Consider the following 25,628-nt stretch of genomic DNA (forward strand, 5'->3'; position numbering starts at 1 on the left):
CGGCAGTCCGGGCTCGGCCCGCCAGCCGCCGCGCGGCGGCAGCACCCCGGCCCACGGCGGTCCGGTCACCGCACCCGGCACGCCGGCCGTGGCGGCGGACTCGTCCACCGACTCCAGCAGCTCACCGGCGGACACGGTCACGTCCAGCGTGACGTCGAGCCCGTTCTCGTACGGCTTCGCGAGCCGTACGGCGCGGACGGCGAGCACCTCGAAGGAGGGCGGCCGGCCGAAGACGGCGAGCGCCGTGCCGGCCGCCTGCAGCCGCACCGCGGCGGAACGGTCGTAGTGCAGCAGCCGGGAGAGGAAGGCCGCGAGGTCCGCGGCCTCCCTCTCGTCGGCGAGGTGGAGCACCGTCATGCGGCGACGGCCTCCTCCTCTTCACCGGCGGTGTCGTCCGTGTACTCCCGGAGGAACTCGCGCTCCTCCGCGGTGAGACGGCGCGGACGCTGCGCCTCGAAGTCGAACGGCACTATCACCGTCGACGCGCGGACGTAGACGAGGTCGTCGTCCTTCACCTCGTAGGTGAGGGTGAAGGACGCCGCCCTGATCTCCGTGACCCACAGCTCGATGTCGACCGGGTGGTGCCGGTGGACGAGCTGCCGCTTGTAGTCGATCTCGTGGCGCGCCACCACGGACCCCTGCTTGAAGTCCTTCTCCGGGCGGAACAGGAAGTCGATGCGGGCTTCCTCCAGGTAGCGGAGGAACACCACGTTGTTGACGTGGCCGTACGCGTCCATGTCCGCCCAGCGCAGCGGGCAGCGGTAGATGTGCCGCAAGAGATCAGCCCCGGGTCAGCTTCTTGTAGGTGGCACGGTGCGGGCGCGCGGCGTCCGGGCCGAGCCGCTCGACCTTGTTCTTCTCGTACGACTCGAAGTTGCCCTCGAACCAGAACCACTTGGACTCGCCCTCGTAGGCGAGGATGTGCGTGGCGACCCGGTCCAGGAACCACCGGTCGTGGGAGACGACCACGGCGCACCCGGGGAACTCGAGCAGGGCGTTCTCCAGGCTGGAGAGCGTCTCGACGTCGAGGTCGTTGGTCGGCTCGTCGAGGAGCAGCAGGTTGCCGCCCTGCTTGAGGGTGAGCGCGAGGTTGAGGCGGTTGCGCTCACCGCCGGAGAGGACCCCGGCCGGCTTCTGCTGGTCCGGGCCCTTGAAGCCGAAGGCCGAGACATAGGCGCGGCTCGGCATCTCGACCTGGCCGACGTTGATGTAGTCGAGCTCGTCGGAGACGACCGCCCACAGGGTCTTCTTCGGGTCGATGTTCTCGCGGCTCTGGTCGACGTAGGAGATCTTGACGGTGTCGCCGACCTTGATGGAACCGGAGTCGGGCTCCTCGATCCCCTGGATCATCTTGAACAGCGTGGTCTTGCCGGCGCCGTTCGGTCCGATGATGCCGACGATGCCGTTGCGCGGCAGCGTGAACGACAGGTCGTCGATGAGGAGCTTCTCGCCGAAGCCCTTGGTGAGGTTGTTGACCTCGACGACCACGTTGCCCAGGCGCGGGCCCGGCGGGATCTGGATCTCCTCGAAGTCCAGCTTCCGCATCTTGTCGGCCTCGGCGGCCATCTCCTCGTAGCGGGCCAGACGCGCCTTGGACTTGGCCTGGCGGCCCTTGGCGTTGGACCGCACCCACTCCAGCTCTTCCTTGAGCCGCTTGGCGCGCTTGGCGTCCTTCTGGCCCTCGACCTTGAGGCGGGTGGCCTTGGTCTCCAGGTACTTGGAGTAGTTGCCCTCGTAGCCGTGCAGCCGGCCGCGGTCGACCTCGCAGATCCACCCGGCGACGTTGTCCAGGAAGTACCGGTCGTGGGTGACGGCCACGACGGTGCCCTCGTACTTGGCGAGGTGCTGCTCCAGCCAGTTCACCGACTCGGCGTCGAGGTGGTTGGTGGGCTCGTCGAGGAGCAGCAGGTCGGGCGCCTCCAGCAGCAGCTTGCACAGCGCCACGCGGCGCTTCTCGCCACCGGAGAGGTTGGCGACCGGCCAGTCGCCGGGCGGGCAGCCCAGGGCGTCCATGGCCTGCTCGAGCTGGGCGTCGAGGTCCCAGGCGTTGGCGTGGTCGAGCTGCTCCTGGAGCTTGCCCATCTCGTCCATGAGCTCGTCGGTGTACTCGGTCGCCATCTGCTCGGCGATCTCGTTGAACCGGTCGAGCTTGCCCTTGACCTCGGCGACACCCTCCTGGACGTTCTCCAGGACGGTCTTGTCCTCGTTCAGCGGGGGCTCCTGGAGCAGGATGCCCACGGTGTAACCGGGAGTGAGGAAGGCGTCACCGTTCGACGGCTGCTCCAGCCCCGCCATGATCTTCAGAACCGTCGACTTACCGGCGCCGTTCGGCCCGACGACACCGATCTTCGCCCCCGGCAGGAAGCTCAGGGTGACGTCGTCGAGGATCACCTTGTCGCCGTGCGCTTTGCGCGCCTTGCGCATGGTGTAGATGTACTCAGCCAAGAGAAACCGTCCGGCAGCTTGAAATCAGGCAGTGGGCAGATACACCCCATCTTGCCCGACCGCCACCCCTGGGGGGAAACCCGTTCCGTACGGGGCCTCTGACCTGGCCTTTCCCGGATGACGCCTGAGCCTCGCCTGTCACTGTCGGTCGCCACCGGTCGGCCTCGGGCACCCTCGCACGGCCCAGGGACGGCCCGGCACGAGCCATGATCAGGACGCCGTAACCTTCCCCGGGTGAATGACTCTCCCTGCTTCTGCCTCCTGTGCGCGCCCCTTACGGACGCCCCGGCCTTGGACGAACGCGACGGTCACATAGCCGCGAATGTGACCGACCACGGCTGGCACGTGATGGGTGTCGGAGCCGGGGACGAGGCACCGGCGGACTGGGCCTACTCGATCGGCCTGTGGCACACCTTGCGCAGCCCAGAGGTCTGCATCTTCGGCCTGCGGGTCGAGACGATGATGTCCGTCCTCAACGTCGCGGGGCGGGAGATCCGCAACGGTCACCCTCTGGAATCCGACCAGCGTCGTGACGACATCCTGAACGGCTACTCGGTGGCTGTCCGGCCGGTGCACCCGAGCTGGTACCGAAGCTTCTTCGGTGCCGGGATCGACTTCTACCAGGCGCCTCCGTTCCCGATCATGCAACTGTTCTGGCCGGACAAGGAGGGCCGGTTCCCCTGGGACGACCGGGCGCAGGAGTACTGCCGCGCGAGTCAGCCCCAGCTGTGGAGCTCGAAGGACGGAACCAGCGGCCCCTGGACCGCCCTCGACTGAGATCCCGTCCCGACTCCTGCCCTGAGCCCACTACTCCACTACGCGGCTAGCGACTGATCGGAATCTCGTAGACGATCTCGCAGAGCGCGGCGGGCACCACGATGTCCGCGGTCTCCACGGGCCGTCCCTGGTCGCTGTAGTAGGTCCGCCGGATGTGTGTGACGAGTGAGCCCTTCTGGATGCCAAGGAGTGAAGCCTCCTCCGCGGTCGCCTGCCTCGGCTCCGGCTGTTCCACGGCGTGGCTGACGGTGATGCCGATCTCCGCCATGCGGTTCACGACCCCTGCCCCGGCGTGCGGCCCGCCCTCGGGGAGGACGACGAGAGTGCCGGCGGTGAGGTCGTACGGCTCCCAGCTCGTCGACAACTGCACCGGCCTGCCGTCGGCGAGGAACTCGTACGCGGTCCGCACGCACAGATCGCCTTCGGCGATACCGAGACGCGCCGCGACCTCCGCCGGCGCCGGAACCTTGGCCTCGGTCCGGCTCTCCCAGTCCCCTTGCCTGCCTACGGCCTTCATGTCCGCGCGGAACGGCGAGCCGCTGGGCTGCTCACGCGCCGATGACCGGACCACCCGTACGCGTTGCCGGGGCTCGGCGACGTAGGTGCCGGAACCGGCGCGGCCTTCGAGCACGCCTTGGGAGATCAGCAACTCCTGTGCCCGGCGCACCACGTTGTCGCCGACGCCGTACTCCTGGCCGATCTGGGCGCGGGAGGGCAGCCGGTCCCCCGGCTCCCACTCGTGCTCCGCGATCCGTCGCCGAAGCTCGTCGGCGATGCGGAGATAGGGCGGTTGCTCAGGCATATGGAAAATCTAGTCCACCAGCTCTAATCTAGTTAACTAGCTTCACTCAAAGTGATCGTCGCTAACCGGAGGGCTGCCCTGTGCCTGCTTCCACAGTGCGCGCGGAGGCCATCGCAGCCCGGTTATCGGCCGTCGGGCTCGCCACGCGCGTGGAGGAGCGCGGCGACTGCACGGCCATCGAGGCGGAGGTGCCGGAACCACTCTCCGCGGAGTCATGGCGGGAGGTCCTCGAAGCGGTGGCCGATGCCGACCGCTTCGGCCTCCTCGCCACCAGTTCGAACGACCGCACCCTCTGGGCGGTCGTACGCAAACGGTCCCCGCGACGGGCGATGTCGGGGGACCGGGTCATCAGCGATAGGGGCTGAACACCGTGCTCGATCGTATCCGCCGTACCGCCTCGCGCTTCAGAGCGCGGTACCTTCCCAAGGGCCGGCACCGCCGCTCCGAAACGCCTGCGCGGCCGGTGGTTGTGTCCCCGGAAGTCGCTTACGGCGCAGTGCTGTTCCTACGCCGGCACCGTGAGCACACGGACGGTCTCGTGGGTGAGGAAACGGCGCTCGTCCGCCCGTACGTACTGGCCAGTGAGGCGCGAGCACGGCACCGCTCGGCGGCCGTGAGCTGCGCTCCCTTCACCGGTCCTTGGTACGCCTCGGCGGGTGACCGCTGATGTCGTCCCGCCAACAACCCCACAGCCCCCAATCCGGGCCCGCCTTCTACCGGTCGGCCTCCTGTCGCATCGGCACACACCACGCCTGCGCGGAGTCGTCCCCGGTCACTGCACCGGTTGACGTGCCGGTGATCTACGAAGCCTGCGACTGCTCGTGCCACACCATCGCCGAGCGCCCAGTACCGACAGAGGCGGCACGGTGAGGGGGTCGGCACTCAGCGGCGCGGTGCTCTCCCCCGTCGAGATCACCTCGGCCAGTGTGCAGCTCGGCGACGTCATCCAGGTCGGGGGCCAGCAGTGCCGGGTGACCGACCTCTTTCAACTGCCCGGCGGGGCCAAACGACTCGTGTTCGACTCGGGCGAGCTGCTGACCATCCACACGAGGACCCGGCTCATCGCCCTGCGGCTCGTACGAGTGAGAGGCGGTGATCCCACCCGTGCCCTCGCGACGCAACGCCATCGCCGATGACCTCCGGGACCGGATCGTCACCGGTCAGCTCAAGCCTGGCGACCGCCTGCCCTCTGAGGCACATCTGGCCGCGCAGTACATGGTCAGCACACCGACGCTGCGGAATGCCCTCGCCGTACTCCAGGCGGAAGGCCTCGTCGAGAAGACTCACGGCAAGGGGAACTTCGTCCGCCGTCCGCTCCACAGGATCACGTACGTCGGCGGGAGGCGAACTCCGGACGCGCACAGCATGGATCTTGCACCCCTGAGCGTCACCGTCCACACCACCAGGGTGCAGGCCCGCGGGCATCTCGCGTCCCTGCTGAAGATGCCGACCGGCAGCCCTCTGACCGAGATCCTCTGTCTCGCCCATGAGGACGAGAGACCTCACAGCCTGGCTCACATTTACGTCCCTTGCGACCTGGCGCCGGCCGCCGGGCTCCGGGATTCGCTCCCGTACGAGGCGGTGGTCACGCGACTGATGGAACTCCGCCCGCCGCCGGCTGAGGTCCGGGAGGAGATCAGCGTTCGCCTCCCGACACCGGAGGAGGCATCCACCCTTCGGATCAGCTCTGCCTTGGCAGTGCTCGCCGTCACACGCCAGACGGCCGACACCGCTGGACGCGTGGTCGAGGCGGCCCTCCTGGTGCTGCCAGGAGACCGCGCCGACGCGGTGTTCACCACTCACTACGTGATCGACGAGAGGCCGATAAAAGCATGACGACATTAAACGAATTGCGGCTCCTCCCCTGGACGGGGCCCGACGGCAAACCGTGCTTCCTCAGCACTGATGACAGTGGCGGCTACATGTCCCGCCTGGCCGACAACATCGAGTCAGTACAACTCGGCACGGCAACCGAACTACTGGACCAGGCGGTCGACATGCTCACCACCGATACGGCCCCGGACGACATGCGGCTTCTGGCGAAGAGCCTGACCGGAGCCCTGAGGGACACGCTCCGCGTGGCAACCAGCCGGGGTCACCGCCTGGACAGCCGGTCTACTGATCACAGGCTCCGCTGACCAGTGGGATTGGCGAAGCCCACGGCTCTGACCAGTTCAGATGCCGTGGGCTTCTGCCGTCGGCGGTGCTGCCGTGTGACCACCGCATTAGGAGTTCGGTCGGTACCCCCATCACGCCTGGCACCCGCCAGCTGACCATGCCGCGTCAAGCTTCTGTCGACTGCCGCCATCCATGGCTGTTGATGTCACCTGTGGATGTCATGGGACGGGATGCCATTGAAGGTCGGGGGTCCTCCTGTGACGGCTCCAGCTTCCTCCTTGACCGGCTCGCCCCAGAGCCCAATTCCATGACAGAACGCATCATCCAGGCAGCTGCGAAGGGGCATGGCGCTCGTGAAGCGAGTTGACCTGCCCAATCCAGAATTCGAGCTTCACCGTTGCGGAGGAACCCTTTGGAAGCAGACCGAGCTGCTGCGCGAGTGTGTAGAAACCAGGTCCAGCATCGTTTGCCCCGAGGTAGTGGACCAAGGCGGAGATCATGAGCCCGCTCTCTGGGTAGTCCCGTTCCACTATCAGTCCAAGCAGGTGGCCCATCGCTGCCCGCTCGTCCGCTTGCTCGAAGTCGAAGCTAGGCAGTCCAGTCCGCCGGGCCAGTACAGAGGTCATCTCCGTGTAGGTCGTGACCTTACGGAGTTGTGCCCGCTCAACGAGGAACTTCAAGCCGGCATTGACCAACTGATCCCATGCCTCGTCGCTCCGGCCGTACATCGCCCACCCCCTGCGCTCGCGATCCAGACACCTGAGTATGCCGAACAGGCCGACCCAACGGAGCGGCTTGGATCACACATGGCTCCGGAGTGATTGTGCTGATCGAGCCGCGTATCCCATCTGACCTGCGCGGGAGCCAGTCCGTTGCGGTACGGGAAAGCACAGTGTGTCGGAGCTGTGTCGCAGGAGCCCTCAATTGGCCGCGGCCGGGCACTGCGCCGGCCGCTCTTCCCCTGCGGGCTGGATGCGCTGGGCGCCTTGGGGCAGGGACTGCTTTGTCCTGAAGCAACTTGGGGCGGAACGGAGCCTTGGGTTGCTGTGGTTCCTACCTGCTCTGATGGTCCGCAGACGTCCGCGCTTGTCCGCCGTTGTTCATCTGCATTGTCACGCAGTTAGACACTCAAGGGGCCCAAGGGCGCGATACCGTACGCGCCGTGAACATACCCGGTTGGTTCGTCTGGATCGCTCTCGGTCTGGCCGTCTTACAGGCCCTCGGCCTCGTTCCCGTCATCCGCCGACTGCGCGGATCCGACTCAACGACGCGTTCCAAGGCGCGCCTCGACCTGGTGGACGTCGTCGGCTCCCTGCTGCTCTTCGGCGGCCTGCTGCTGAGTCTCGCAGTGGCGGAATCCTGGTTCTGGCTCACCTTCGTCGGCTTCGTGCTCATGGCCGCCGTCTACGCCGTGAAGGGTCTCTACTGGGTCCGCGCTCGCCGCCGTCCCACGGCCTGAGTCAAACGACACGCTCTAACCGCTCAGTGCGCTACGTCTTCTTGCCCTGGGTCTTGCCGGGGATCTTGGTGAGCTGGGTTTTCCCTGCTCAGGGGTAGTGGGCTCGTGCGCCTGGTGGTCGTCGTTGGTCGTCATTGGCCACTGTCGAGCGACCTCGGACGGCCCAGAGACGGCCCAGCCAGCACCGTCATGAGCGTCGGCTTACCGCGTTACGCAGGGCCTCGAACCAACCCATGAAGAGCCACCTCAGCCACCAAAACCAACCTCTGCGCCTGCGTTGCGGCTGTGGTTCCGGACGCGCCGGCATGCGCGGAAGTCGGGGAGGAGTAGAGACACGTGGGCTTCGGCTTCGTCGGCCTCCACCACCGTGCAGATGGCAGTAGCCGTTCCATCCGGCAGGGTTTCCGCACGCTCGTCCCTGCCGTGTCACCCCAGCACAACGCCCCATAAAGCGAGTCTGGCAGAGCCTGCGCGGGCAAGGGGCGACTGCTTGTGGAAGCTACGGAGTCTCACACTCGGAGCCAGCTTGGGAAGCTGCGGCGCTCTGCGCTCCCTAGGGCGCTGACCTGCGCATACAGTTGGCGCGTCCTTCGTCGGGTTTGATCGTTCTCACCGCCACTCCCCGCTGCTCCCTGCTCGATCTGATGCGCTTGTGGTGCGGTGCTCACACGAATGAGTGCGCAGGAGGCCACCTAATCGACGCGTACTCCACGCTCGCCTCGCCTGTACTGGCAGGTACTGACAGCACGACGGGCCCCCGACTCCTGGTTGAGGGGTGGAGGGCCGATGGCGGCTGGTCAGGTCAGATTGACGAGGGTGGGGGTCACTTCGTTCTCAAGGTCGTACTCGGAGAACTCCCATGTTGTGACCACCGCGTCCTTTGGGACGCGATAGACGAACTGCATCTCGTCGTCGAAGCCGGGTTGCAACTGCGCGTTGCATTCTGGGTTGCCGGCGACGTCGTAAAGATCTTCGATCGTGTCGAAGCGTCGGCCCTGGTCGTCGATGAGCGCATTGACGATGGGCAGCGAGCACGTCAGGTCCATGCTGGCCTTTCCCTCGTTGCTGACAACGGTCTTGAGGACGACGTATTTGGCGTCGGCGCCTGCGGATTTGCGGGCTCCGGCGAGCACGATGGTGTCGGCCTCTGCCACCTTGGTGACCTTGACGACGGCTCCGCCGTTCCGGGCCTGCTCGCCGACCTTGGCGTCTGCGTTCTGGTCGGTTACTGCTGCGGTGTCCTCTTCGACTGTGGCCTCGGGCTCGACGGTTTCTGTCACGGTGACGGTGGGCTGTGGCTTTGCTGTGTCGTCGATGCGGCCAGAGATGGCGATCCCTGTGGCGACGACGGCGGCGGCAATGATGGCCGCGCCGCCGATAATGTAGGCGTTGGTGTGGCTCTTCTTGCCGGGTTGCGGCGGCTGAGCTGGCATCGGCGGCGGCGTGATGTTGGTACTCATGATCCCCCCTGGGGCGGTGCTGTTGTGAGACGCATCATCCTCTGTGAACGGCTGCACTGACAGCAGTTGGGGCCACAGGGGCGGCAAGCGGATGGCGACCACTTCGGGATGCAGCCGCTTTGGTGCTGTTGTAGTCGCGCGGCTGGTGGGTGCGTGGAACTGGCTGACTTCGATGGCTCGTCGGCGGATCTCTCGGCGCCGGTTCCGATGATCGTGACGACGTCGGCCTTGCCAAAGCGCGACACCCGCTTTAGGAGAGAGGCTGGGTGATCTCGGGCCTGAGCTGCGACTTCGTCGGCCGAGGAAGCGGGCGACTACTCGACCGCAGGGCACCGGTGTTGACCGTGGCTGACCCCTGCATCTGGCACGGTTGTGGCACGAACCTCAGCCGACGACAGTCAGCCACGATGGCGGGTACGCCGACCGATCAGGCGCGCGTGTGCCTCGCTGCACCCCCACCGTCCTCCGCCACGCCTCCGTTGGCGATTGGTCAACCACCGTAGCGGCTGCGCAAATCTTCGGTGGTTCTTGACATCAGCCCTATGGCACCTTGCGGTTGGACCTCTGCCAGCGGACGTTCCGTCTGGGGGTCGTAGGCAGTCAGCCCCGTTTCCTTCTCGACGATGGCCGCCAGGGCAAAGACCTTGCCGAGCACGACCGCGGCATCTTCCCCTGCATGCCAGTAGGGCACTGTAATGCTCACCTCGTCACCGAAGACGGACAGGTCAATGCCGGTGCCCGAGTGGCTGAGGTCTCGGGACTCCTGTTCGTACTCAGTGATGTCCACTTCGCCCAGCAGAAACCGGGCCTGCGGGACTATGCGTTCCCAAGCTTCAAGGAGACGAGCAGGGATCGGCTCGCTGTGCTCGGCCGCGTCTTCCATCGCCTCCAGGACCTCATCCCAGGATTGCCCGTCGCGTCGGCTCAAGAAGTAGATGTCGTAGCTCATCGCGCGATCGTAGACACTCCACTTGCTGGCCACAGTTGACCTGATCTCTCACGACGAGGGGTTGCTCACCAGTCCCGCCACCGGTCCGTGAGCTCGTGCCGGCCGAGCCCGTGCCTGGCGGTCAGGGCCGCGACGTCGACTCCCTGCTCGCTGAGCGCCTCATCGATGTAGGCGCACAACTGCTCGCGCTCATCGGTTTCGAAGGCGCACTCGTCGTGAGCCTCGTTCACGGCGTTCAGGGCCAGAATGACGCGCTCCACTACGGCGAAAATTCGTGTGTCGTCGCCCTCTGCGAGCGTGGGCACCTCGGCATCGAACACGTCGAGGACAGCATCAGTCTCCACCAGGAGCTCTTCGGGAAACAGCTCGACCATGCACGCGCAGTTGGGATCCAGGGTGCCAGCGGAAAGCTCCGCGGCCTCCTTGGCTATGCCCCTGCGCCAGTTCGTCGTCGGTCTCTCAGCCATGGAGCGAACCGTACAGCGCAGGTCTGACAGCAAGACCCATCTTCACGAGGGAACCTCAGCTTGGGAAGCTCAGATTATTCAGAGCTCGTTGTCAGGGCTGACCTGCGGCGGAGCGTCATAGGCGCCTGATGGGCCGTCGACTGTCTCCCCGGTGTTCCCCGTGGATTCCCGCAGCATCTGGCACGCAACTGGCACGGGCTGATGCTTGTGTAGCCATCGGGAACAGTCCCTGGGACGGGGTGTCCCGGGGCGCCGAACTCGCCTACAGATACGCAGAGTTGCAGGTCATGGGCTGTGATACAGTTCTGTTGCTCGATCTCCTCGTACCTTGAGCTGTGGCATCAAGGGGGTGGTCCTATGCCGCCAGAGGATGAATCAGAGCTCGAAGATTTATAAATCCATATCATGAAATCGCAAGCCTGATTTCTTTTCGCGACGATGGCGTATTAGTGCCGGAGTGATTAGAAGTCGGGCTTTTCTTGTTTCGCTGCAGAGAAGGTTAGAAGCTCCACCCGGGAGTTAAACAATCAATGGAGGTGCTGGTGCGCGAATTGTTCACGCAGGTTGGGCAGACGGTCCGGTTCGCAATTGCCGACGAGTCCCGGACCGCCCGCCTGAAGTCCCTGATTACGACGACTGCCATCGTCGTAACCGTGGGCTACTACGTCCTGTTCGTTAGGTAGACGCCTTCTTCGCCAGGACAACTTAAGAGTACGGCGGGCTGCATCCTCGTGGCTACGGCCCGCCGTACTCGGCCCAGGTCCGCTCACGTACTGAGGCACATACTGAAACGGCAGCGGAGCGTGATCGGTAACCCGCCTCACCTGCCCATGACGGACAAAGGTCCCTCTGCTGAGTCCGCTCGTCCTGGGCATGGCTCCTGCCGAGACGTTGAGGTGGGCGACATCCGCTTTAGGAGTTCGATCTACGCCCGCCCCTGATGCCATCGTTGGCTGGTCCGGCGGCCTTCCAGGATCGCAGCTGTGTGCCGCCGTCCGGGCTCGTTGATGTCAGCGTTGGATGTCAACGGAACAGCTCCGGAACCGGGCAGACCTCCAGCGGTTCGGCCGGCCGGTCCGCCCACTGCCACCAGGTGTGCCGGCCAGCACACCGCCACAGAGAGCGGCAGGTCCTCCGGCCGTCTTCGCCTCGTTTAGTCAGCACGAGACCGCCGGACTTCAAGGGCTGGCTGCACTCAGGACAGGCCGGGGTATCGTCGGTCATGCGGCGCACCCTAACGGAGCGACCTCTTCGTCCCGAACTTTCGGCCGGAGGCATTGCGGACTGGAGGGCTGGTCAGTCGGTCATTGACGGCCTTGGTGGTCGCCTGCGGTTGCGGTGGTTGCTGCACTTCGCTGTTGTACTACTGCGCTCACTACAGCCCTCCCGTCTGGTCGTACTCGACTGCCTCAAAGGTGTCGATCAGCATTGCACTAATCGGCGGATTCGATTCCCAAGTCGGCTCGCATGGCAACTTTCTGCTCCCCCACGTATGGCCAGACCTCTTGATGCAGTTCGTCTTCCAGAGCATGCAGCTCGGCCGCACATCCGGACAGAGATGGGCCGAGCTGCTTGATTTTTCCGTATGCGGTGTTCAACCGGGTCTTGGCAACGCTGGATGCTCGTAGCACCGGGCGCGGGGCAATCATCTGGGCTTCCGAATAACTGTCCCGATAGGTCGATCGGCTGGTCTCCAGTTGTGCCAGCGATGCGTCAACGTCAACGTTTTGCCGCAGCGCATGCAGGTAGTTGGTCATCGCCGTCAGAAATTGACGGGAAGCAGTGTTCAGGTCGATGTAACACCTGCGCCTCAGCTCAAGGCTCTCGCGCTGGCGTGCTTGCGCCTGCTCCGCCTGTAGCAGGGCTTCAGCGTGCTGGCGTTCTTCTCGTCGCTGCTCCGCAGCAGCCTGCAATTCCAGACGTTTTGTACGGTCCGCGCGGTTCTGCGTCAGCAGCGCCGCTCCTAGCGTGCCCACCACGCCCACGACGGCAACCGCCAACCCCGCCCAACCACCGCCCACAATCCCTGCCTTCCACAGATGAAGGGTTTCAACCAAACGCACGTCCTAACCTGGGCTCGGGCCTCCCGCATCGCGTCGGCTGCTGCTGTCGGTTAGCACGGGCCAACCTCGGTCCACGGATGGCTAGATCGCGATGCTAGGCAGTGGTCAGGCGTGCGCAAGCTAGCTCAGCGTAGCGGGCGTTTAGAAGATGCGGGCAAGCCTTGGTGGGGCGGTCCAATCGTCTTCCGTTGGCCTCGCGACGGTTCGCTGAGTGCCGCTGCCGTCCGGCGTCGTTGCCGTCAGCGCTGCCGTCACTGCCGTCGGCGGTGCTGCCGTGTGACCACCGCATTAGGAGTTTGATCCGTGCTTACCCGGTGGTGCCAGTACCCAGTCGTGCCGGACCGTTTGGCCGGCCGTGCGCCGGGATCGTGGCCGTCTTTCCGCCAGCAAGCAAGGCGAGTGCTGGACGCGCCTGAGCGCACGCTGAGCTCTTCAGCGTGAACCTCGATAGGCTCGATGGTCGTCAACGCTGTTTTGCTTGGGCGGGGTTGGAGAGCGATGCCTCGATACTTACCAGTCAGGATCGTTACGCCAGAGGAGGAGGAAGCCGATCGGAGAGCTGGCATCGTCCTCGCATCTGTAGCGCTTGCAACTGTTTGTCAGATGGCGGGCATCTTCTACCTCTCCAGGGCGCTGCAAGGCGGGCATCTTGGGCACGCCGTACTAGGGTCGCTCGGTGTACTCCTGGCGGCTTGGGTCGCTCAGCTCGTGGATGCCAAAGGCCGCCGACGTCCGTTCAGAACGCGGAGGTTCATTCTCAGCGTCTGTCTCTCGTTTGCGCTCGTACTTGCCCTGCCCAACCTCTTCTAGGCGGGTGGCGTGTTACTCGCCGAGTCATACATGGCGGGGCCGCTGCAGAGCACCAACTTGGAAGATCGCGTATGCGGACCCGCCCCGACCTGGGTGAACGCTGACCTGCGCGTTCGCAGAGCAGTAACCGGTGTTCCCCGTGGCTGCCCCTGGCGTGCCTCTCGATCTGGCACGCCAGGGGCACGCTCAAGGGATCAGCGCAGGAACAAGACTGCGACGCCGGCTAGCGCTGTAATCAAGCTGGCGAGAGCCGAGATCAGCAACGCTGCCTGGTGCACCTTAGTTGCGTCCTGCAGTCGCGTCGCTGTACTGTCCGGGGTAACCCGTGAACCATTGCATAGCAATGGTGGATCGGTGAGGTTGGGCTTCTCCAAGGGGGTTCCTCCTCATAAGGCCATGAGGCGTCGGCGCGCGGTCAGAGGTGTCGCAGACGTCCTTTTGGCATGCCTACAGTGCGTGCGTGGGTACTTTAGCAGGCTCGCGGTCACAACTGGCCAGCGTCGGCTAGCGCTTGGAGTTGCTGGGGCTTGACCTGCTGCGAGGACCGTAGCAGCGCATCCGATCTGCCTGCTTCCGGCTAACTCCACATCTACCTAGTTCCGGCTACCGCAGTCTTTGGATGCCGAAGCTCGTTGGGTGCGCTATGGCTACACGTTGGGTACTCGTTGGGTACGCACTCGCTACGTCCCCTGGTCAGGGCGCTTGATCCGGAAGTTGGCCGGAAACGCTAGGTCGGTGGAGCGGCTTTGGGCGGGAGCTGCCATGGGGCGAGTGATCATGGCCCCGTAAGCTTCCGGCGCGTCGGGCAGTCTGTGGACCTGCCCGTTAAAGCACGACGTTGGGGCCATGATTTTCGAGGCTCGCCCCATGGTGGCTGCCTAACTGGCTGTTCTCTATCCGTGTGCGTGGTCGGTCGGGCTTCGAACACGGTGCTGGATCGGGTGAGGTGTCGGGTGCACGGGCATGAAAGAAGGGCCTCTTGGTAGCTCGCGGATGTCGAGTCCAGCGAGGAGCAAGAGGCCCTGTTGTCGAAGTGTTGCGTGGTCGCGGTTGCCGGGTCCAGTCCGTCCACTCCTGGGTGTGACTGCCTCGCCCACAGGTTCGGGAACGCGGCCGACCGGCCGGAGCGCCGGCCCCGGTACGGCTCGGACATGAGCGATGCCGAGTGGGCAGCCGTGCGGGATCTGCTGCCGGTGCCGGGATGGCTGGCGGGCCGGGGCGGGCGGCCGGAGGGCTACTGCCACCGGCAGATGATCGACCAATGCCGCGAAGTTAAGGCCCCGATGGTGCTGTCAAGGGTTCGGCGAGCGGGATCTTGTAGGTGCAGGGGGCTGTGCGGATGAGTCGGTTGTTGCGGGTCCAGTAGCAGAGTTGTGCTGTGAGGCTCTTGATGGACGGTGTGGTGGTGAGGCCGAGGCGGCGTGCGATGTCTCGGGTATGCATGGCTTGATTCGCATTCGCCGCCAGGATCCGGCAGACCTGGTCCCAACGCCTGGAGGTCGTCTGGCTGGGGGCCTGTGTGCCGGGAAGGGCCGGCGGGTGGACGGTGATCTCGATAGCGCTGATCGGTGTGCTGTCGCGGGGGCGTCCGTCGCGATTCCAGGTGTGGTAGCGGGAGATTCCGCTCTTGACGATGCGGGTGGAAAGCCGCATCCGGCGTCTGGGAAGGAGCGTGCGCAGGATGCGGGTGCCGATGTGTCCGACCAGGTCGGAGTAGTTGTACGGTCCGGTTGTTGGAAGTATTCCGGTGAGGCTGACGACGGTGTCGCGGGCTGCCTCCAGGGCGGCGGTGAAGCCGGCCCGGTCGGGGTCACAGCCAGGTTCGGTCTCCACCGCGGTCACCATGATCGAGCGCAGTGCCTGGTAGAGGGTGAGCAGTCCCCACACTTCCTGGCAGAGACCTGCCGGGTCCTTCGAACGCAGCACCCGGCCTTGAAGGAGGGTGTGGCGCAGTGCCAGGTAGGCGGTCTCGATCTCCCAGCGTTCGTGGTAGAGGCGCATCAAGCGGGCGGCGGGGTCTGTGCGATGGTCGGTGAGTGTTGTCAGCAGGCGGTAGGTGTCACCGAAAGTGCCGCCGTCGACGGTGCGTGCTTGCACCTCGGCCTCGATCACTCGCAGCGAGAGGCTGCCGATGCGGGTGAGGTACGAGCCGTCAGGCAGTAGGGCCAGCACCGGTGGGCGCCGTGCACTGGTACAACGCACCAGAAACTGCGCGCCCTGTCGTGTGATGGCGGCCAGGAGCTCGTTGCCGTCGAATGCGCGGTCTGCCAGAAGGAGCATGTCCGGGGTGAGGTGGCCGGTCAGTTCCCGGGCGTAGTCGCTCTCGGCTTTGACGGCGGGGCCGAAGGTTGCTGCGATCAGGCCGCGGGTGCCTGTCTCGCACAGCGTCATCAGCATCAGCCGGGGGTATCCCGCCGGGCCATGGCGTCGTACCGTCCTGCCGAGCCAGGACCTGTTGCGCTCGTGGTCGGGGACCGACAGGCTTCCGCATCCGTCGAATGCGACCGTGCGCCAACGGCGGTAGCGCACTCCAGGGGTGGAGGGCTGGGCCAGCGGGCCCGCCAGCACGTCGAAGAGCCGCTGCAGAGGGGCGATGCCCACCCGCCGGCGCAGATCACGAAGTGCCTTCTCGGACGGCCGTGGCACGTTGCCGCTCAGCCCTGCTACGAGTTTGTCCCACACCAGCTGGGCACCCAAATGCTCGAACAGGCCGAGAGCCAGGACGAAGTAGACCCCGACTCGGGATGGCAGACTCCGCAATCGTTTCTCGCGGGCTCCGGTCTCCTCCACCACCGCATCCACCAGCTCCGGTGGGATGACTTGGGTTAACTCGCCGATGTGACCGGGCGCGAACACGTCAGGCGTGCCGCCCGTGACAAACTGGGCCACAGGGCCTCTGCTCTCTCAGGAAGATCTTGGTCGATCCCCTGGATAGCAGAGGCCCTGCCACATCTCACGAACCCCTTGACATTGCCATCGGGGCCTTAACTTCGCGGCATTGGATGATCGACGCGATCCGCTACCTCGTCGACAACGGCATCAAGTGGCGGGCGATGCCCTGCGACTTCCCGCCCTGGCCGCGGGTGTATGCCTTCTTCGCCCGCTGGCGGGACGTGGGGCTGGTGGCCGAGCTGCACGACCGGTTGCGCGAGGCCGTCCGCGAGGCCGAGGGCCGCGGTGCGGAGCCGAGTGCGGCGGTCATCGATTCGCAGTCGGTGAAGGCGGACACCACCGTCGCCCGCACCTCGCGGGGCTTCGACGCCGGCAAGAAGATCAACGGACGCAAGCGGCACCTGCTCACCGACACGCTCGGGCTGCTGCTGGCCGTGCTGGTCACCCCGGCCTCGACCACCGACCGGGACGCCGCCCGCCTCCTGCTGCCCGCGGCCCGGGACCGCTTCGGGCGGCTGGCACGAATCTGGGCCGACGGCGGATACACCGGCCACCTCGTCGACTGGAGTGCCACACAGCTCGGGGTCGGCCTGGACATCGTCCGCCGCAGCGACGACATGCGCGGCTTCCAGGTACTGCCCCGCCGCTGGGTCGTGGAAAGATCGTTCGCCTGGTGCCTGCGTAGCCGGCGCCTGGTCCGCGACTACGAACGCCGCACCGACATCAGCGAAGCGGTCATCCTGTGGTCGATGACCATGCTCATGAGCCGCCGCCTGGCCGCCCGGCACCAAGAGGCGGCTCGGGCAGCGTGAACCTGCCCGGCTTCCCCTCGACCAGCCAGCCCCGTTCGACCAGCCGCTTCAGCCGGGCCCTGGCACCTTCGACGCGGGAGGCGGACGCACTGTCCCAGCCCAGCACCACCGCCGCCCGCCGGGCACCCAGCCCGTCGCCACCCGCATCGACCGCAGCGGCCATCAACGCCTGATAATCCGGCGACAACTCCGCCACCTCACTCGCCTGTCGCCGGTGAGGCACCGCCCGACGCGGCCCGACCGGCTTCTTCTGCGCCACCTCGACTGCCCTCTCGACGGGCGCACCCCCCTCGGCCAGCGCCTCCAGATACTGCTCCAGACCGATCACTCGGTGGCGGTGCACTTCTTCCGCGGCCGCCAGAGCCGCCCGCACTTGTTCCAGCTCGGCCTCGAGCTCCTGCACCCGCACTGCTGCGACCTTCTGCCGCTCCTCCAGAACCGCCCGCATCGACGGCATCCGCCACCTCCACGACATCTCGTCCAACACCGAGCCAAGGCTCCCGCGACAGCGGCTGCTTCATGCCTGACCAGCGAAGACATCACACGAGATTCGGAAAGAGAACGGCCTCTAAAGCCGTGGAGCCGACCGCCCCAGCCACGACGTGTTCTGACCTCATGCCCGTGTGCCTATCTCTTGGGCGGGAGCGGGCGGCCGGCGGTGCCGAGCGGGGCGGAGACATGAGCGCGGGCGCCGCCGGCCGCCCGCTCCCGCCCGGAGGAGCGAAGCGACGACGGGTGCTTGATGAAGTAGGGAAAGTCTTATCCCGCTGGGATGAGCTGCTTGATGAAGTAGGGAAAGTCTTATCCCGCTGGGATGAGCTGCTTGCCGTCGTGGCTTCGTACGTGGGGGCCGTTGCCGTCCAAGGCGTCCAGGAGTCTGATCGCGTAGACCTCAGCCATGCGTTCGCTGACCTCGTCAGGTGTGAGCCAGGAGACGGCTGTGGACTCGCTCGACGTGCGTTCGGTGCCGCCGGAGGGCATGCAGCGGAAGACCAGGGCGACGATGCCGCGGGTCGTGTTCTTGTAGACGCCGGTGAGTTCGTCCACCTCGACGTGGATGCCGGTCTCCTCCAGGACCTCGCGGGCTACGCCGGCCTCGGGGGTTTCGTCGAGTTCGAGTACGCCGCCGGGAAGTTCCCATGTGCCGTTGTCGGCTCGGCGGATCGCCAGGAGGCGCCCGTCCTCGCGCACCACTACTCCGGCGACGGATACGGAGTGCAGGGGTGAGGGCGTTGCTTCCTGTGATTGACTCATGTACAGGAGCATAGGAGGCGGAGAGCGGCTATGGGAACTGCGGTAGAGGGGGGCAGGTCGGGGCCTCGGTACGTGCAGATCGCCGATGAGATCGTGCGGCAGATCCGGGCCGGTGTGCTCAAGCCCGGTGACATGGTGCCGAGTGAATCGGAGCTGGTGGAGCGCTATGGCGTGTCCGGCGGCACGATCCGTAAGGCCATGGTCGAGGTGCGGGCGAGCGGGCTCGTCGAGACTCGGCACGGCAAGGGATCGATCGTGAAGGACCGGCCGCCGGTGCGGCACCGGTCCTCGGATCGCTTCCGGCGCTCCCATCGGCAGGGTGGCAAGGCTGCGTATCTTGCGGAGTCGGCGCAGTCCGGTGCCACGGCGAAGGTGAGCGTCCTCTACATCGGGCCCATGGAAGCTCCCGAGGATGCTGCCCGGCGGCTCGGCGTTCCCGCCGGCACTCAGGTGCTCGCGCGCCGGCGTCTCTACTTCCGCAACGGCACCCCGGTCGAGACCGCCACCTCGTACCTCCCGTGGGACGTCGTGAAGGAGATCCCGGAACTGTTCGCCGAGAACCCCGGCGGCGGTGGCATCTACGCCCGACTTGAAGACCACGGGCACGAGTTCGCCGAGTTCGTCGAGACGCTGCAAGCCCGGCCGGCCTCGAAGGTGGAGGCGTCCGAGCTGGCGCTCAGTCCCGGCGCGCCGGTGGTTCACCTGATCCGTGAGGCTCGCACGACGGCCGGTCCTGTGGTTGAGGTCTGCGACACGCTCATGGCCGCTGACCAGTTCGTTTTCGAGTACCGGATCCCTGCCGCCGACTGACGCCCGCTCAACTCACCGCAACCCGTCGTGACTTCGCAGCCGCGGCGGGTTGACTCATGTACAGGAGTCAGGCACTCTTCTTCTCGTCACTCATGTACATGAGTGGCAAAGTTCAACATCTATAGAGGAGTGATCTGCTGTGCGTCAGATTCCCGTGGAGACGTCCGGTGCCACCGTGATGGTCGCCAAGGCCCCGCAGCCCAAGGTCCGTGACCGCCGTACCGGTGAGATCGCCACCGACATGGAGACCGGCGTCAAGCTGATGACGGTCGACGTGATGTTCGCGGCCAACGACGAGGTGGAGATCCTGTCCATCACCGTGCCGGAGACCGGTTTCTCCGGTGAGCTGGCCATGGGTACCCCAGTGGCGCTCACCGGCCTGGTCGCGCGGCCGTGGGAGAACGAGTTCAACGGCCAGAAGCGGCACGGGATCGCCTTCCGCGCGGTCGCCGTCACCTCGCTGGTCGACATCGACTCGGCCTCGAAGGCGGCCTGAGCCATGACGTGGCCCACGGTCTTACTGCTGGTGGTCGTCGCCGCTGCGGGTCTCCTGCGGTGGCGGCGTCCCGCCTGGTACTGGCTGACCTTCGGGGTCACCCTCGCCGTCCTGCGGGTTTTGGTCCGCTACGGCTCGGTCATGGACGCCTGCGGCCTGACGGTCCCGCCCTCCCGCTGGCGCCTCGCCCTGGCCCGGATGACCAACCGCCCGATGCCAGAGTCCCGTGCGCCCCGCATCCTGCGGGTACGGCCCACCCGCACCGGCATGGTCCTGCGGCTCAAGCTCCGGCCCGGACAGGACGCCTTCGACGTCGCCGCCGCCTCGGACCGGCTGCGCCACTCCTTCGGCAGGTACGGCGTCACCTCCCGTGAGCTGCGCTCGGGCGTGGTCGAGATCCGGATGACCGGCTACGACGTGCTCAAGCGGGTGCAGATGCCTGCTAAGACCGAAACCCGCCCGATGCGGGTCCCGGTCGCGCTACGGGAAGACGGCTCGGTCCACTACCGCGATTACCGTGCCGTCCCGCACGGTCTGACCCTCGGCGCGACGGAGTCCGGCAAGTCCGTCTATCAGCGCAACCTCGTCGCCGGCCTCGCCCCGCAGCACGTCGCCCTCGTCGGCATCGACTGCAAACAAGGGGTGGAGCTGTTCCCGCTGGCGCGCCGGTTCTCCGCGCTCGCCGACAACCCTGACACCGCGCTGGAGCTCCTGGAGGCGCTGGTCTCCCACATGGGGGACGTGTATCAGCTCATCCGGGCCGAGCAGCGTGTCAGCGTCGCTGTGCCGGATGCGGAGATCGCCGCCGACATCTGGGACCTGCCCGAAGACCTGCGGCCGGTGCCGGTCGTGGTCCTGGTCGACGAGGTCGCCGAACTCGCCCTCTTCGCGAGCAAGGAGGAGGAGAAGCGGCGGGACCGGATCATCACCGCCCTGGTCCGCCTTGCTCAGCTCGGTCGCGCGGCCGGCATCTATCTGGAGATCTGCGGGCAGCGCTTCGGTTCCGAGCTCGGCAAGGGCATTACGATGCTCCGTGCTCAGCTCACCGGCCGGACCGCCCACCGCGTCAACGACGAAACCTCGGCGAACATGGCCTTCGGCGACATCGCCCCGGATGCTGTCCTGGCCGCGATCCAGATTCCCGCCGAGACCCGCGGGCTCGCCATCGCCGGGGACTCCACCGACGGTTGGCACCGCATCCGTACCCCGCACACCTCGCTGCGGAACGCCGTGAACATCTGCAACAAGTACGCCGACCGCACCCCGGATCTCCCGGCCCTGGCCGCCTTCCGGCCCTCGGTCGCTGCGCTGCCCTCGGCCCGTGTGCCGCTGTCCAAGACAGCACCCGCCACCGCCTGACCCCCACCCCCCACGGTCGGCGCGACTGCCCTTCGCGCCGGGCCCCTACCCCCGCCATGCCCGATCACAGGAGGAGGCGTCATGACCCGCTCCGCCCTCCGCGTGGACGCCGTGCTTGTTCAGGCCGTCATCGCCGGGGCACTGTCCTTCGCCCATCTTCACGACCTCGCCGCCGCCGCTGGACAGGACGGCTGGAAGGCCTGGGCCTACCCGGTCTCCGTAGACCTGCTCCTCGTCGCGGCCTGGCGACGGCTGCGCACCGACGGGCCGTCCCGGCTGGCCTGGTGCTGGTTCCTCATCGCCCTCGTCGCCTCGCTCGGCGCAAACGTCGCCACCGCCGGACTCCTCGACCTGGACAACGTACCGGCCTGGCTACGCATCCTCGTCACCGCATGGCCTGCCCTCGCCTTCATGGGCGGCACTCTCCTCGCTCACACGTCGGCGGGGCACACCTCGGCTTCGCAGGCCCCGGACCCCGTGGCCGAGGTGGAGCCCGAACCGGCCCCCGCGGTCGAGCCGAAACCGGCTCCGGTCGACTCCGCCGACGTTGCCCCGACCCTTCCGCCGGTCCACCCCGCTCCTGCGCCGCCGACCGTTGCCGTCCCGGCCGCGCTGGTCGACCACGCCCGCAAGGTCGCCGCCGACCACGAAGAACGGACCGGCGCACGCATCGACGCCAACACCCTCCGCGCCCGCCTCGGCGTCCCGCCGCACCTGGCCGACGCGATCGCCGCCCAACTCACCTGACCCGAACGGAGACCGACTGACATGCCCGCCCGCGACTTCTTCCACTCCGTGATGCGGATCGGCCCGGTGCAGATCGGCACCCGCCGCGACCGCAACGGCACCACCAAACACGCCGCCGTGTGCAGCTCGGACGGCTGCGGCTGGTCCGCCGACTACTCCAGCCAGTCCGCCGCCCAGCTCGCCGCCCGCACCCACCGCTGCCGCGTCCGCTAGGAGGCCACCGCCATGGACGTCCCGCTCTGGCTCGCCCTGATCGTCGTCGGCTGGCTCGGCATCAAGCTCGTCCGCCCGCCCGGGTGGCTGATCGCCGTGCTTCTCCTCGGCGGCTTTCTCCTCGCCGACAGCGTGCTTGCCCCCGTCATCGACAGCGCCGTCAAGTAAGGAGATCCGCTCATGTTCCGGCCCAAGCTCCCGACCATGCCCCAGCCCACTGGCCAGGTCACCCCGCCTGACGTCGTCGAGCCGACCACGATCATCCCGGGAACCTCGACCCCGCCGGCCCCCGTCGCCCCGGTCCCGGTTCCGTCCCGGCCCACGGTCCAGCTCACCCCCGGCACCGCGCTCGCCCTCGTCGGCGGCGGCACGGCCGTCGTCCTGGTCGTCGGCGCCGTCCTGGTCTCCATGCTCCTCGCGGTCGCCATCACGGGCGCCTCGGTCGCCGTCTGCGCCCTGGTGATCCGCTCGCTCGTCAACGCCGACGCCAAGCGTCGCTGACCGGCCCCCGGGCGGCCTCGATACCGCCAAGCATCCGCCGCCCGGGAGCCGTCCCCTCTCCGATCTCGCAACCGGAAGGAAGCACCCAGCATGGCGCATCGCGCCCCGTCCGCGCCTGAACCTCTGCTCGACCCGGTCATCCTCGGCGATCTGCTAAGGGTGGCCTCGGCCGACGACTACGCCCGATGGGAGGACCAGATCCGCCGTACCGGCGGCTGCTCCGACCCCATCCACCTGACCGGCTGGACCCTCCACAAGGACAAGACCACCGGCGAAACCCTGCACCACTACACCACTGCCGACGAGCCCGGTGGACGCCTCCGTCTTGCTTGCGGCAACCGCCGTGCCTCCCGCTGCCCGGCCTGCGCCTGGACTTACGCGGGGGACACGTACCACCTCATCCGCGGCGGCCTCGCCGGTGACGACCGCCGCGACATCCCCGCCACCGTCCGCGACCACCCGCGCGTGTTCGCCACCCTTACCGCGCCCTCGTTTGGCCGGGTCCACAACCGGCCCGATCACGGCGTCTGCCGCTGCGGCATCCGCCACGCCTCGGACGCCCCGGAGCTGGGCACCGCCCTCGACCCGGCGACGTACGACTATGCGGGTGCGGTGCTGTTCAACAACCACGCCGGGCAGCTCTGGCAGCGCTTCACCACCCGGCTCCGCCGCGAACTCGCCGCCCGCGGCGGCCTTCCCCGCCGGGAACTCGCCGATCACGTCCGCCTCTCGTACGGCAAGGTCGCCGAGTTCCAGAAGCGGGGCGCCCTGCACTTCCATGCGGTGATCCGCCTCGACGGACCGGAAGGTCCTGGAACACCGCCGCCCGCGTGGGCCACGGTCGGTGTCCTCGCCGATGCGATCGGTGCAGCTGCAGCGCACTCCTACACCTCGGTCTCCGTCCCGGCCGCCGGGGACCAGCCGGCTCGGTCGTTCCGTTGGGGCACACAGCTCGACGTCCGGCCGGTGAAGGCATTCGAGGACGGCTCCGACATCACCGAACAGGCCGTCGCCTCGTACGTCGCCAAGTACTCCACCAAGGCGGCGGAGAACACCGGCACCCTCGACCGCCGTATCGGGGAACTCTCCGAACTCGACCGTCACGGCGTCCCGGACCACACCCGCCGCCTCATCACCGCCTGCCGCGACCTCGACCCGCTGTATCCGGAGCGGCGACTGTGGGCCTGGGCGCACATGCTCGGCTTCCGTGGGCACTTCTCCTCGAAGTCCCGCCACTACTCCACCACCCTCGGTGCCCTGCGCCAGGCACGCGCCGACTACCGCGCCGCACAGGACGCCGGGGCCCTCGGCCTGGACGACCGCGAGCCGGACACCGTCCTCGTCCTGACGGACTGGCAGTACGCCGGCCACGGCCACACCCCCGGTGAATCCGCCCTCGCCGCCACCATCGCCCGGGACATCCGCCTCAACCGCGAGACCGCCCGCGAGGCCCTCCGCGACCGACTCACCCGACTCACCGACGAAAGGGAGTGGTGACGTGCCCCCTGAACTGCCGAACCGCTTCCTCACGCCTGACGACCTGGTCGAGATGTTCGAGCTGCCCAGCGTCGAGACGGTCTACCAGTGGCGTCGCAAGCGCACTGGTCCCCGCGGTTTCCGCGTCGGCCGGCACCTCCGCTTCGACCCGACCGACGTGCGGGCCTGGGTCGACTCTCAGATAGGGGAGGCTGCCTGATGGCCGGGCACATCCAAGACCGCTGGTACCGGATTGAGGTTGGCTCGGACGGCAAGAATCGCAGGGTCAAGACCGACCGCCACGGTTCCGGCATGCGCTACCGGGCCCGCTACGTCGGCCCGGACGGAACCGAGAAGTCCAAGAGCTTCCCGGACAAGCAGAAGCGCTTGGCTGATGCCTGGCTGACCAACATCGAAGCCGACATGGCGCGCGGGCAGTACATCGACCCAAGGGCGGCCCGCGTCACCTTCCGCGAGTACGCGGACCGTTGGCTCGGCGCACTCACCACCGATCTGACGAGCCGGGCCGCCGTCGAAGGCAGGTTGCGCCTCCACGCCTTGCCGTACCTCGGCACGCGCCCGATCGGTTCGTTCCAGCCCGAGCACATCCGCGACTGGAACCGCCGACTCGAAGACGTCGTGGCGTCTGCCCAGTACCGGCGTCTCATCTTCGATGCGGTCTCCTCGGTGCTCAACGCGGCCGTGGATGACCGTCTCCTGGCCTCGAACCCCTGCCGGGCGCGATCGGTCAAGGCACCTCGTCCCGCACCGTCACGCGTGCATCCGTGGACCGCTGAGCAGGTCTTCGGCGTGCGCACCGGCCTACCCGAGCGGTACCGGGCCATGGTCGACCTCGGCGCCGGGTGCGGCCTGCGACAGGGTGAGGTCTTCGGCCTGGCAGTCGACAACATCGGTGACCTCGGCTGGCTCTACGTCCGGCAACAGGTCAAGAAGGTGCGCGGCACGCTGGTCTTCGCTCCACCGAAGCGCGGCAAACTCCGGGACGTTCCCCTCGACCCCGAGGTGTCGGCGGCACTCCGCGAGCACATGGCGGCCTTCCCGCCCGTCGACGTGACCTTGCCCTGGCTGACCCCGACCGGCCCCAAGGTCACGCACCGGCTCCTCTTCACCAGTGGCATCGGCGCAGCCATCTGGAGTCAGGGCTTCAACGACCAGGCATGGAAACCCGCCCTCGCGTCCGCCGGCATCATCCCGGCCCCCGAGAAGGGCAAGCGCTACGCCGCTGCCCGCGAGCACGGCATGCACGCGCTCCGGCACTTCTACGCCTCGGTCCTCCTGGACGCCGGGGAGAACATCAAGGCCCTGAGCCTGTACCTCGGTCACAGCGACCCGGGGTTCACCCTTCGGGTCTACACGCACCTGATGCCGTCCAGCGAGACGCGAACCCGGAAGGCCATCTCCGCGATGTACCGGGCCGCCGGTCACGCTCACGACGGCCCAGGGACGGCCCAAGCCGCCTGACACGGCCCCTCATCGGCGAGGAAACCGCTGGTGAGGGGCCTTTTCATCCCCTCTCGCGGCAAGTAACACCCCATCTTGCCGTACCGCCACCCCTGCGCGGAAACGCGTACCGTCCGACTCCTCCGACCTGGGGCTTCACGGGCGGCCCCGCGCCGACCGCGGCGAGGGTGGCACGGCCGGGCCGCGCCACCGGGGCCGGCGGGGATCCCGGGGGCGGCCCGGCGGGGAACCGCGGG

At 67.1% G+C, this 25,628-nt stretch carries 27 protein-coding genes and 2 pseudogenes; 17 read left to right on the top strand and 12 right to left on the bottom strand.

The window, feature by feature from the left end:
- The 3 genes and pseudogenes from B7767_RS12450 to ettA all read right to left on the bottom strand — a co-directional run.
- Nucleotides 1-357: pseudogene (locus B7767_RS12450) on the bottom strand (hypothetical protein); the annotation flags it as partial.
- A complete protein-coding gene (locus B7767_RS12455) occupies nt 354-776 on the bottom strand; it encodes a thioesterase family protein (RefSeq protein WP_085572251.1) in 423 nt (140 codons plus the stop codon). The pseudogene B7767_RS12450 and the gene B7767_RS12455, both read right to left, overlap by 4 nt.
- A gap of 4 nt (nt 777-780) precedes the next feature.
- Nucleotides 781-2,445, bottom strand: a complete 1,665-nt coding sequence (ettA, locus tag B7767_RS12460; protein ID WP_085572252.1) for an energy-dependent translational throttle protein EttA — start codon at nt 2,443-2,445, stop codon at nt 781-783.
- Nucleotides 2,446-2,679: 234 nt separating this feature from the next.
- Here ettA and B7767_RS12465 point away from each other — a divergent pair, with 234 nt between their 5' ends.
- The gene (locus B7767_RS12465; protein ID WP_143652379.1) at nt 2,680-3,222 is read left to right on the top strand and encodes a DUF4262 domain-containing protein; all 543 of its coding nucleotides are present in this window, start codon (nt 2,680-2,682) and stop codon (nt 3,220-3,222) included.
- Nucleotides 3,223-3,268: 46 nt separating this feature from the next.
- Here B7767_RS12465 and B7767_RS12470 read toward each other — a convergent pair whose 3' ends face one another.
- Nucleotides 3,269-4,024: a GntR family transcriptional regulator gene (locus tag B7767_RS12470; protein WP_085572254.1), complete on the bottom strand. Its 756-nt coding sequence runs from the start codon at nt 4,022-4,024 to the stop codon at nt 3,269-3,271.
- A gap of 80 nt (nt 4,025-4,104) precedes the next feature.
- On the opposite strand from B7767_RS12470, the pseudogene B7767_RS12475 reads away from it, so the two are divergent.
- The 4 genes and pseudogenes from B7767_RS12475 (at nt 4,105) to B7767_RS12500 (ending at nt 6,162) form a co-directional block, all read left to right on the top strand.
- A pseudogene (locus tag B7767_RS12475) lies at nt 4,105-4,382 on the top strand (hypothetical protein).
- 508 nt (nt 4,383-4,890) lie between these two features.
- A complete protein-coding gene (locus B7767_RS12490; RefSeq protein WP_085572257.1) occupies nt 4,891-5,160 on the top strand; it encodes a hypothetical protein in 270 nt (89 codons plus the stop codon).
- The gene (locus B7767_RS12495) at nt 5,129-5,860 is read left to right on the top strand and encodes a GntR family transcriptional regulator (protein WP_085572258.1); all 732 of its coding nucleotides are present in this window, start codon (nt 5,129-5,131) and stop codon (nt 5,858-5,860) included. Before B7767_RS12490 ends, B7767_RS12495 begins: the two co-directional genes overlap by 32 nt.
- The gene (locus B7767_RS12500; RefSeq protein ID WP_085572259.1) at nt 5,857-6,162 is read left to right on the top strand and encodes a hypothetical protein; all 306 of its coding nucleotides are present in this window, start codon (nt 5,857-5,859) and stop codon (nt 6,160-6,162) included. Before B7767_RS12495 ends, B7767_RS12500 begins: the two co-directional genes overlap by 4 nt.
- 300 nt (nt 6,163-6,462) lie before the next feature.
- On the opposite strand, the gene B7767_RS12505 is transcribed toward B7767_RS12500, so the two are convergent.
- Complete coding sequence (locus B7767_RS12505; protein ID WP_179167128.1) at nt 6,463-6,870, bottom strand: hypothetical protein; 408 nt, start codon at nt 6,868-6,870, stop codon at nt 6,463-6,465.
- Nucleotides 6,871-7,304: 434 nt separating this feature from the next.
- Here B7767_RS12505 and B7767_RS12510 point away from each other — a divergent pair, with 434 nt between their 5' ends.
- Entirely contained in the window at nt 7,305-7,601 is a 297-nt protein-coding gene (locus B7767_RS12510; RefSeq protein ID WP_085572260.1) for a hypothetical protein, read from the top strand.
- 797 nt (nt 7,602-8,398) lie between these two features.
- Here B7767_RS12510 and B7767_RS12515 read toward each other — a convergent pair.
- The 5 genes from B7767_RS12515 to B7767_RS12550 form a co-directional block, all read right to left on the bottom strand.
- Nucleotides 8,399-9,061, bottom strand: a complete 663-nt coding sequence (locus tag B7767_RS12515; RefSeq protein WP_143652381.1) for a DUF4352 domain-containing protein — start codon at nt 9,059-9,061, stop codon at nt 8,399-8,401.
- A 490-nt stretch (nt 9,062-9,551) separates the two neighbouring features.
- Nucleotides 9,552-10,010 carry a hypothetical protein gene (locus tag B7767_RS12520; RefSeq protein ID WP_143652383.1) on the bottom strand — a complete coding sequence of 153 codons (459 nt, stop codon included), beginning with the start codon at nt 10,008-10,010 and terminating at the stop codon, nt 9,552-9,554.
- A gap of 65 nt (nt 10,011-10,075) precedes the next feature.
- Nucleotides 10,076-10,477: a hypothetical protein gene (locus B7767_RS12525; RefSeq protein WP_085572263.1), complete on the bottom strand. Its 402-nt coding sequence runs from the start codon at nt 10,475-10,477 to the stop codon at nt 10,076-10,078.
- Between the two features lie 1,433 nt (nt 10,478-11,910).
- Nucleotides 11,911-12,540, bottom strand: coding sequence for a hypothetical protein (locus B7767_RS12535; protein WP_256923420.1), 630 nt, complete (start codon nt 12,538-12,540; stop codon nt 11,911-11,913).
- Between the two features lie 2,082 nt (nt 12,541-14,622).
- The gene (locus tag B7767_RS12550) at nt 14,623-16,239 is read right to left on the bottom strand and encodes an IS4 family transposase (RefSeq protein WP_256923421.1); all 1,617 of its coding nucleotides are present in this window, start codon (nt 16,237-16,239) and stop codon (nt 14,623-14,625) included.
- Between the two features lie 113 nt (nt 16,240-16,352).
- Here B7767_RS12550 and B7767_RS12555 point away from each other — a divergent pair, with 113 nt between their 5' ends.
- Nucleotides 16,353-17,054, top strand: a complete 702-nt coding sequence (locus B7767_RS12555) for an IS5 family transposase (protein WP_085572266.1) — start codon at nt 16,353-16,355, stop codon at nt 17,052-17,054.
- Here the strand turns inward: B7767_RS12555 and B7767_RS12560 are convergent.
- On the bottom strand, nt 17,002-17,502 hold the full coding sequence (locus B7767_RS12560) for a hypothetical protein (RefSeq protein ID WP_085572280.1): 501 nt from the start codon (nt 17,500-17,502) through the stop codon (nt 17,002-17,004). The genes B7767_RS12555 and B7767_RS12560 overlap by 53 nt on opposite strands.
- Nucleotides 17,503-17,855: 353 nt before the next feature.
- Complete coding sequence (locus tag B7767_RS12565; protein ID WP_085572267.1) at nt 17,856-18,320, bottom strand: NUDIX hydrolase; 465 nt, start codon at nt 18,318-18,320, stop codon at nt 17,856-17,858.
- Between the two features lie 18 nt (nt 18,321-18,338).
- Here B7767_RS12565 and B7767_RS12570 point away from each other — a divergent pair, with 18 nt between their 5' ends.
- The 10 genes from B7767_RS12570 (at nt 18,339) to B7767_RS12610 (ending at nt 25,392) form a co-directional block, all read left to right on the top strand.
- Nucleotides 18,339-19,118, top strand: a complete 780-nt coding sequence (locus B7767_RS12570) for a GntR family transcriptional regulator (protein WP_085572268.1) — start codon at nt 18,339-18,341, stop codon at nt 19,116-19,118.
- Nucleotides 19,119-19,257: 139 nt separating this feature from the next.
- Nucleotides 19,258-19,614: a hypothetical protein gene (locus B7767_RS12575; RefSeq protein ID WP_085572269.1), complete on the top strand. Its 357-nt coding sequence runs from the start codon at nt 19,258-19,260 to the stop codon at nt 19,612-19,614.
- 3 nt (nt 19,615-19,617) lie between these two features.
- On the top strand, nt 19,618-20,973 hold the full coding sequence (locus B7767_RS12580; protein WP_085572270.1) for an FtsK/SpoIIIE domain-containing protein: 1,356 nt from the start codon (nt 19,618-19,620) through the stop codon (nt 20,971-20,973).
- A gap of 81 nt (nt 20,974-21,054) precedes the next feature.
- Nucleotides 21,055-21,720, top strand: coding sequence for a DUF2637 domain-containing protein (locus B7767_RS12585; protein ID WP_085572271.1), 666 nt, complete (start codon nt 21,055-21,057; stop codon nt 21,718-21,720).
- A gap of 21 nt (nt 21,721-21,741) precedes the next feature.
- On the top strand, nt 21,742-21,933 hold the full coding sequence (locus B7767_RS12590) for a mobile element transfer protein (RefSeq protein ID WP_085572272.1): 192 nt from the start codon (nt 21,742-21,744) through the stop codon (nt 21,931-21,933).
- Between the two features lie 12 nt (nt 21,934-21,945).
- Nucleotides 21,946-22,101 carry a hypothetical protein gene (locus tag B7767_RS44580; RefSeq protein WP_107486038.1) on the top strand — a complete coding sequence of 52 codons (156 nt, stop codon included), beginning with the start codon at nt 21,946-21,948 and terminating at the stop codon, nt 22,099-22,101.
- A gap of 12 nt (nt 22,102-22,113) precedes the next feature.
- Nucleotides 22,114-22,434, top strand: coding sequence for a SpdD-like protein (locus B7767_RS12595; protein ID WP_085572273.1), 321 nt, complete (start codon nt 22,114-22,116; stop codon nt 22,432-22,434).
- 90 nt (nt 22,435-22,524) lie between these two features.
- A complete protein-coding gene (gene repSA, locus B7767_RS12600) occupies nt 22,525-23,931 on the top strand; it encodes a replication initiator protein RepSA (RefSeq protein WP_085572274.1) in 1,407 nt (468 codons plus the stop codon).
- Nucleotides 23,932-23,983: 52 nt separating this feature from the next.
- A complete protein-coding gene (locus tag B7767_RS12605; RefSeq protein WP_256923422.1) occupies nt 23,984-24,130 on the top strand; it encodes an AlpA family transcriptional regulator in 147 nt (48 codons plus the stop codon).
- The gene (locus B7767_RS12610) at nt 24,130-25,392 is read left to right on the top strand and encodes a site-specific integrase (protein ID WP_085572276.1); all 1,263 of its coding nucleotides are present in this window, start codon (nt 24,130-24,132) and stop codon (nt 25,390-25,392) included. Before B7767_RS12605 ends, B7767_RS12610 begins: the two co-directional genes overlap by 1 nt.
- Nucleotides 25,393-25,628: the final 236 nt, after the last annotated feature.

Source organism: Streptomyces sp. 13-12-16, assembly GCF_002114215.1.
Classification (GTDB): domain Bacteria; phylum Actinomycetota; class Actinomycetes; order Streptomycetales; family Streptomycetaceae; genus Streptomyces.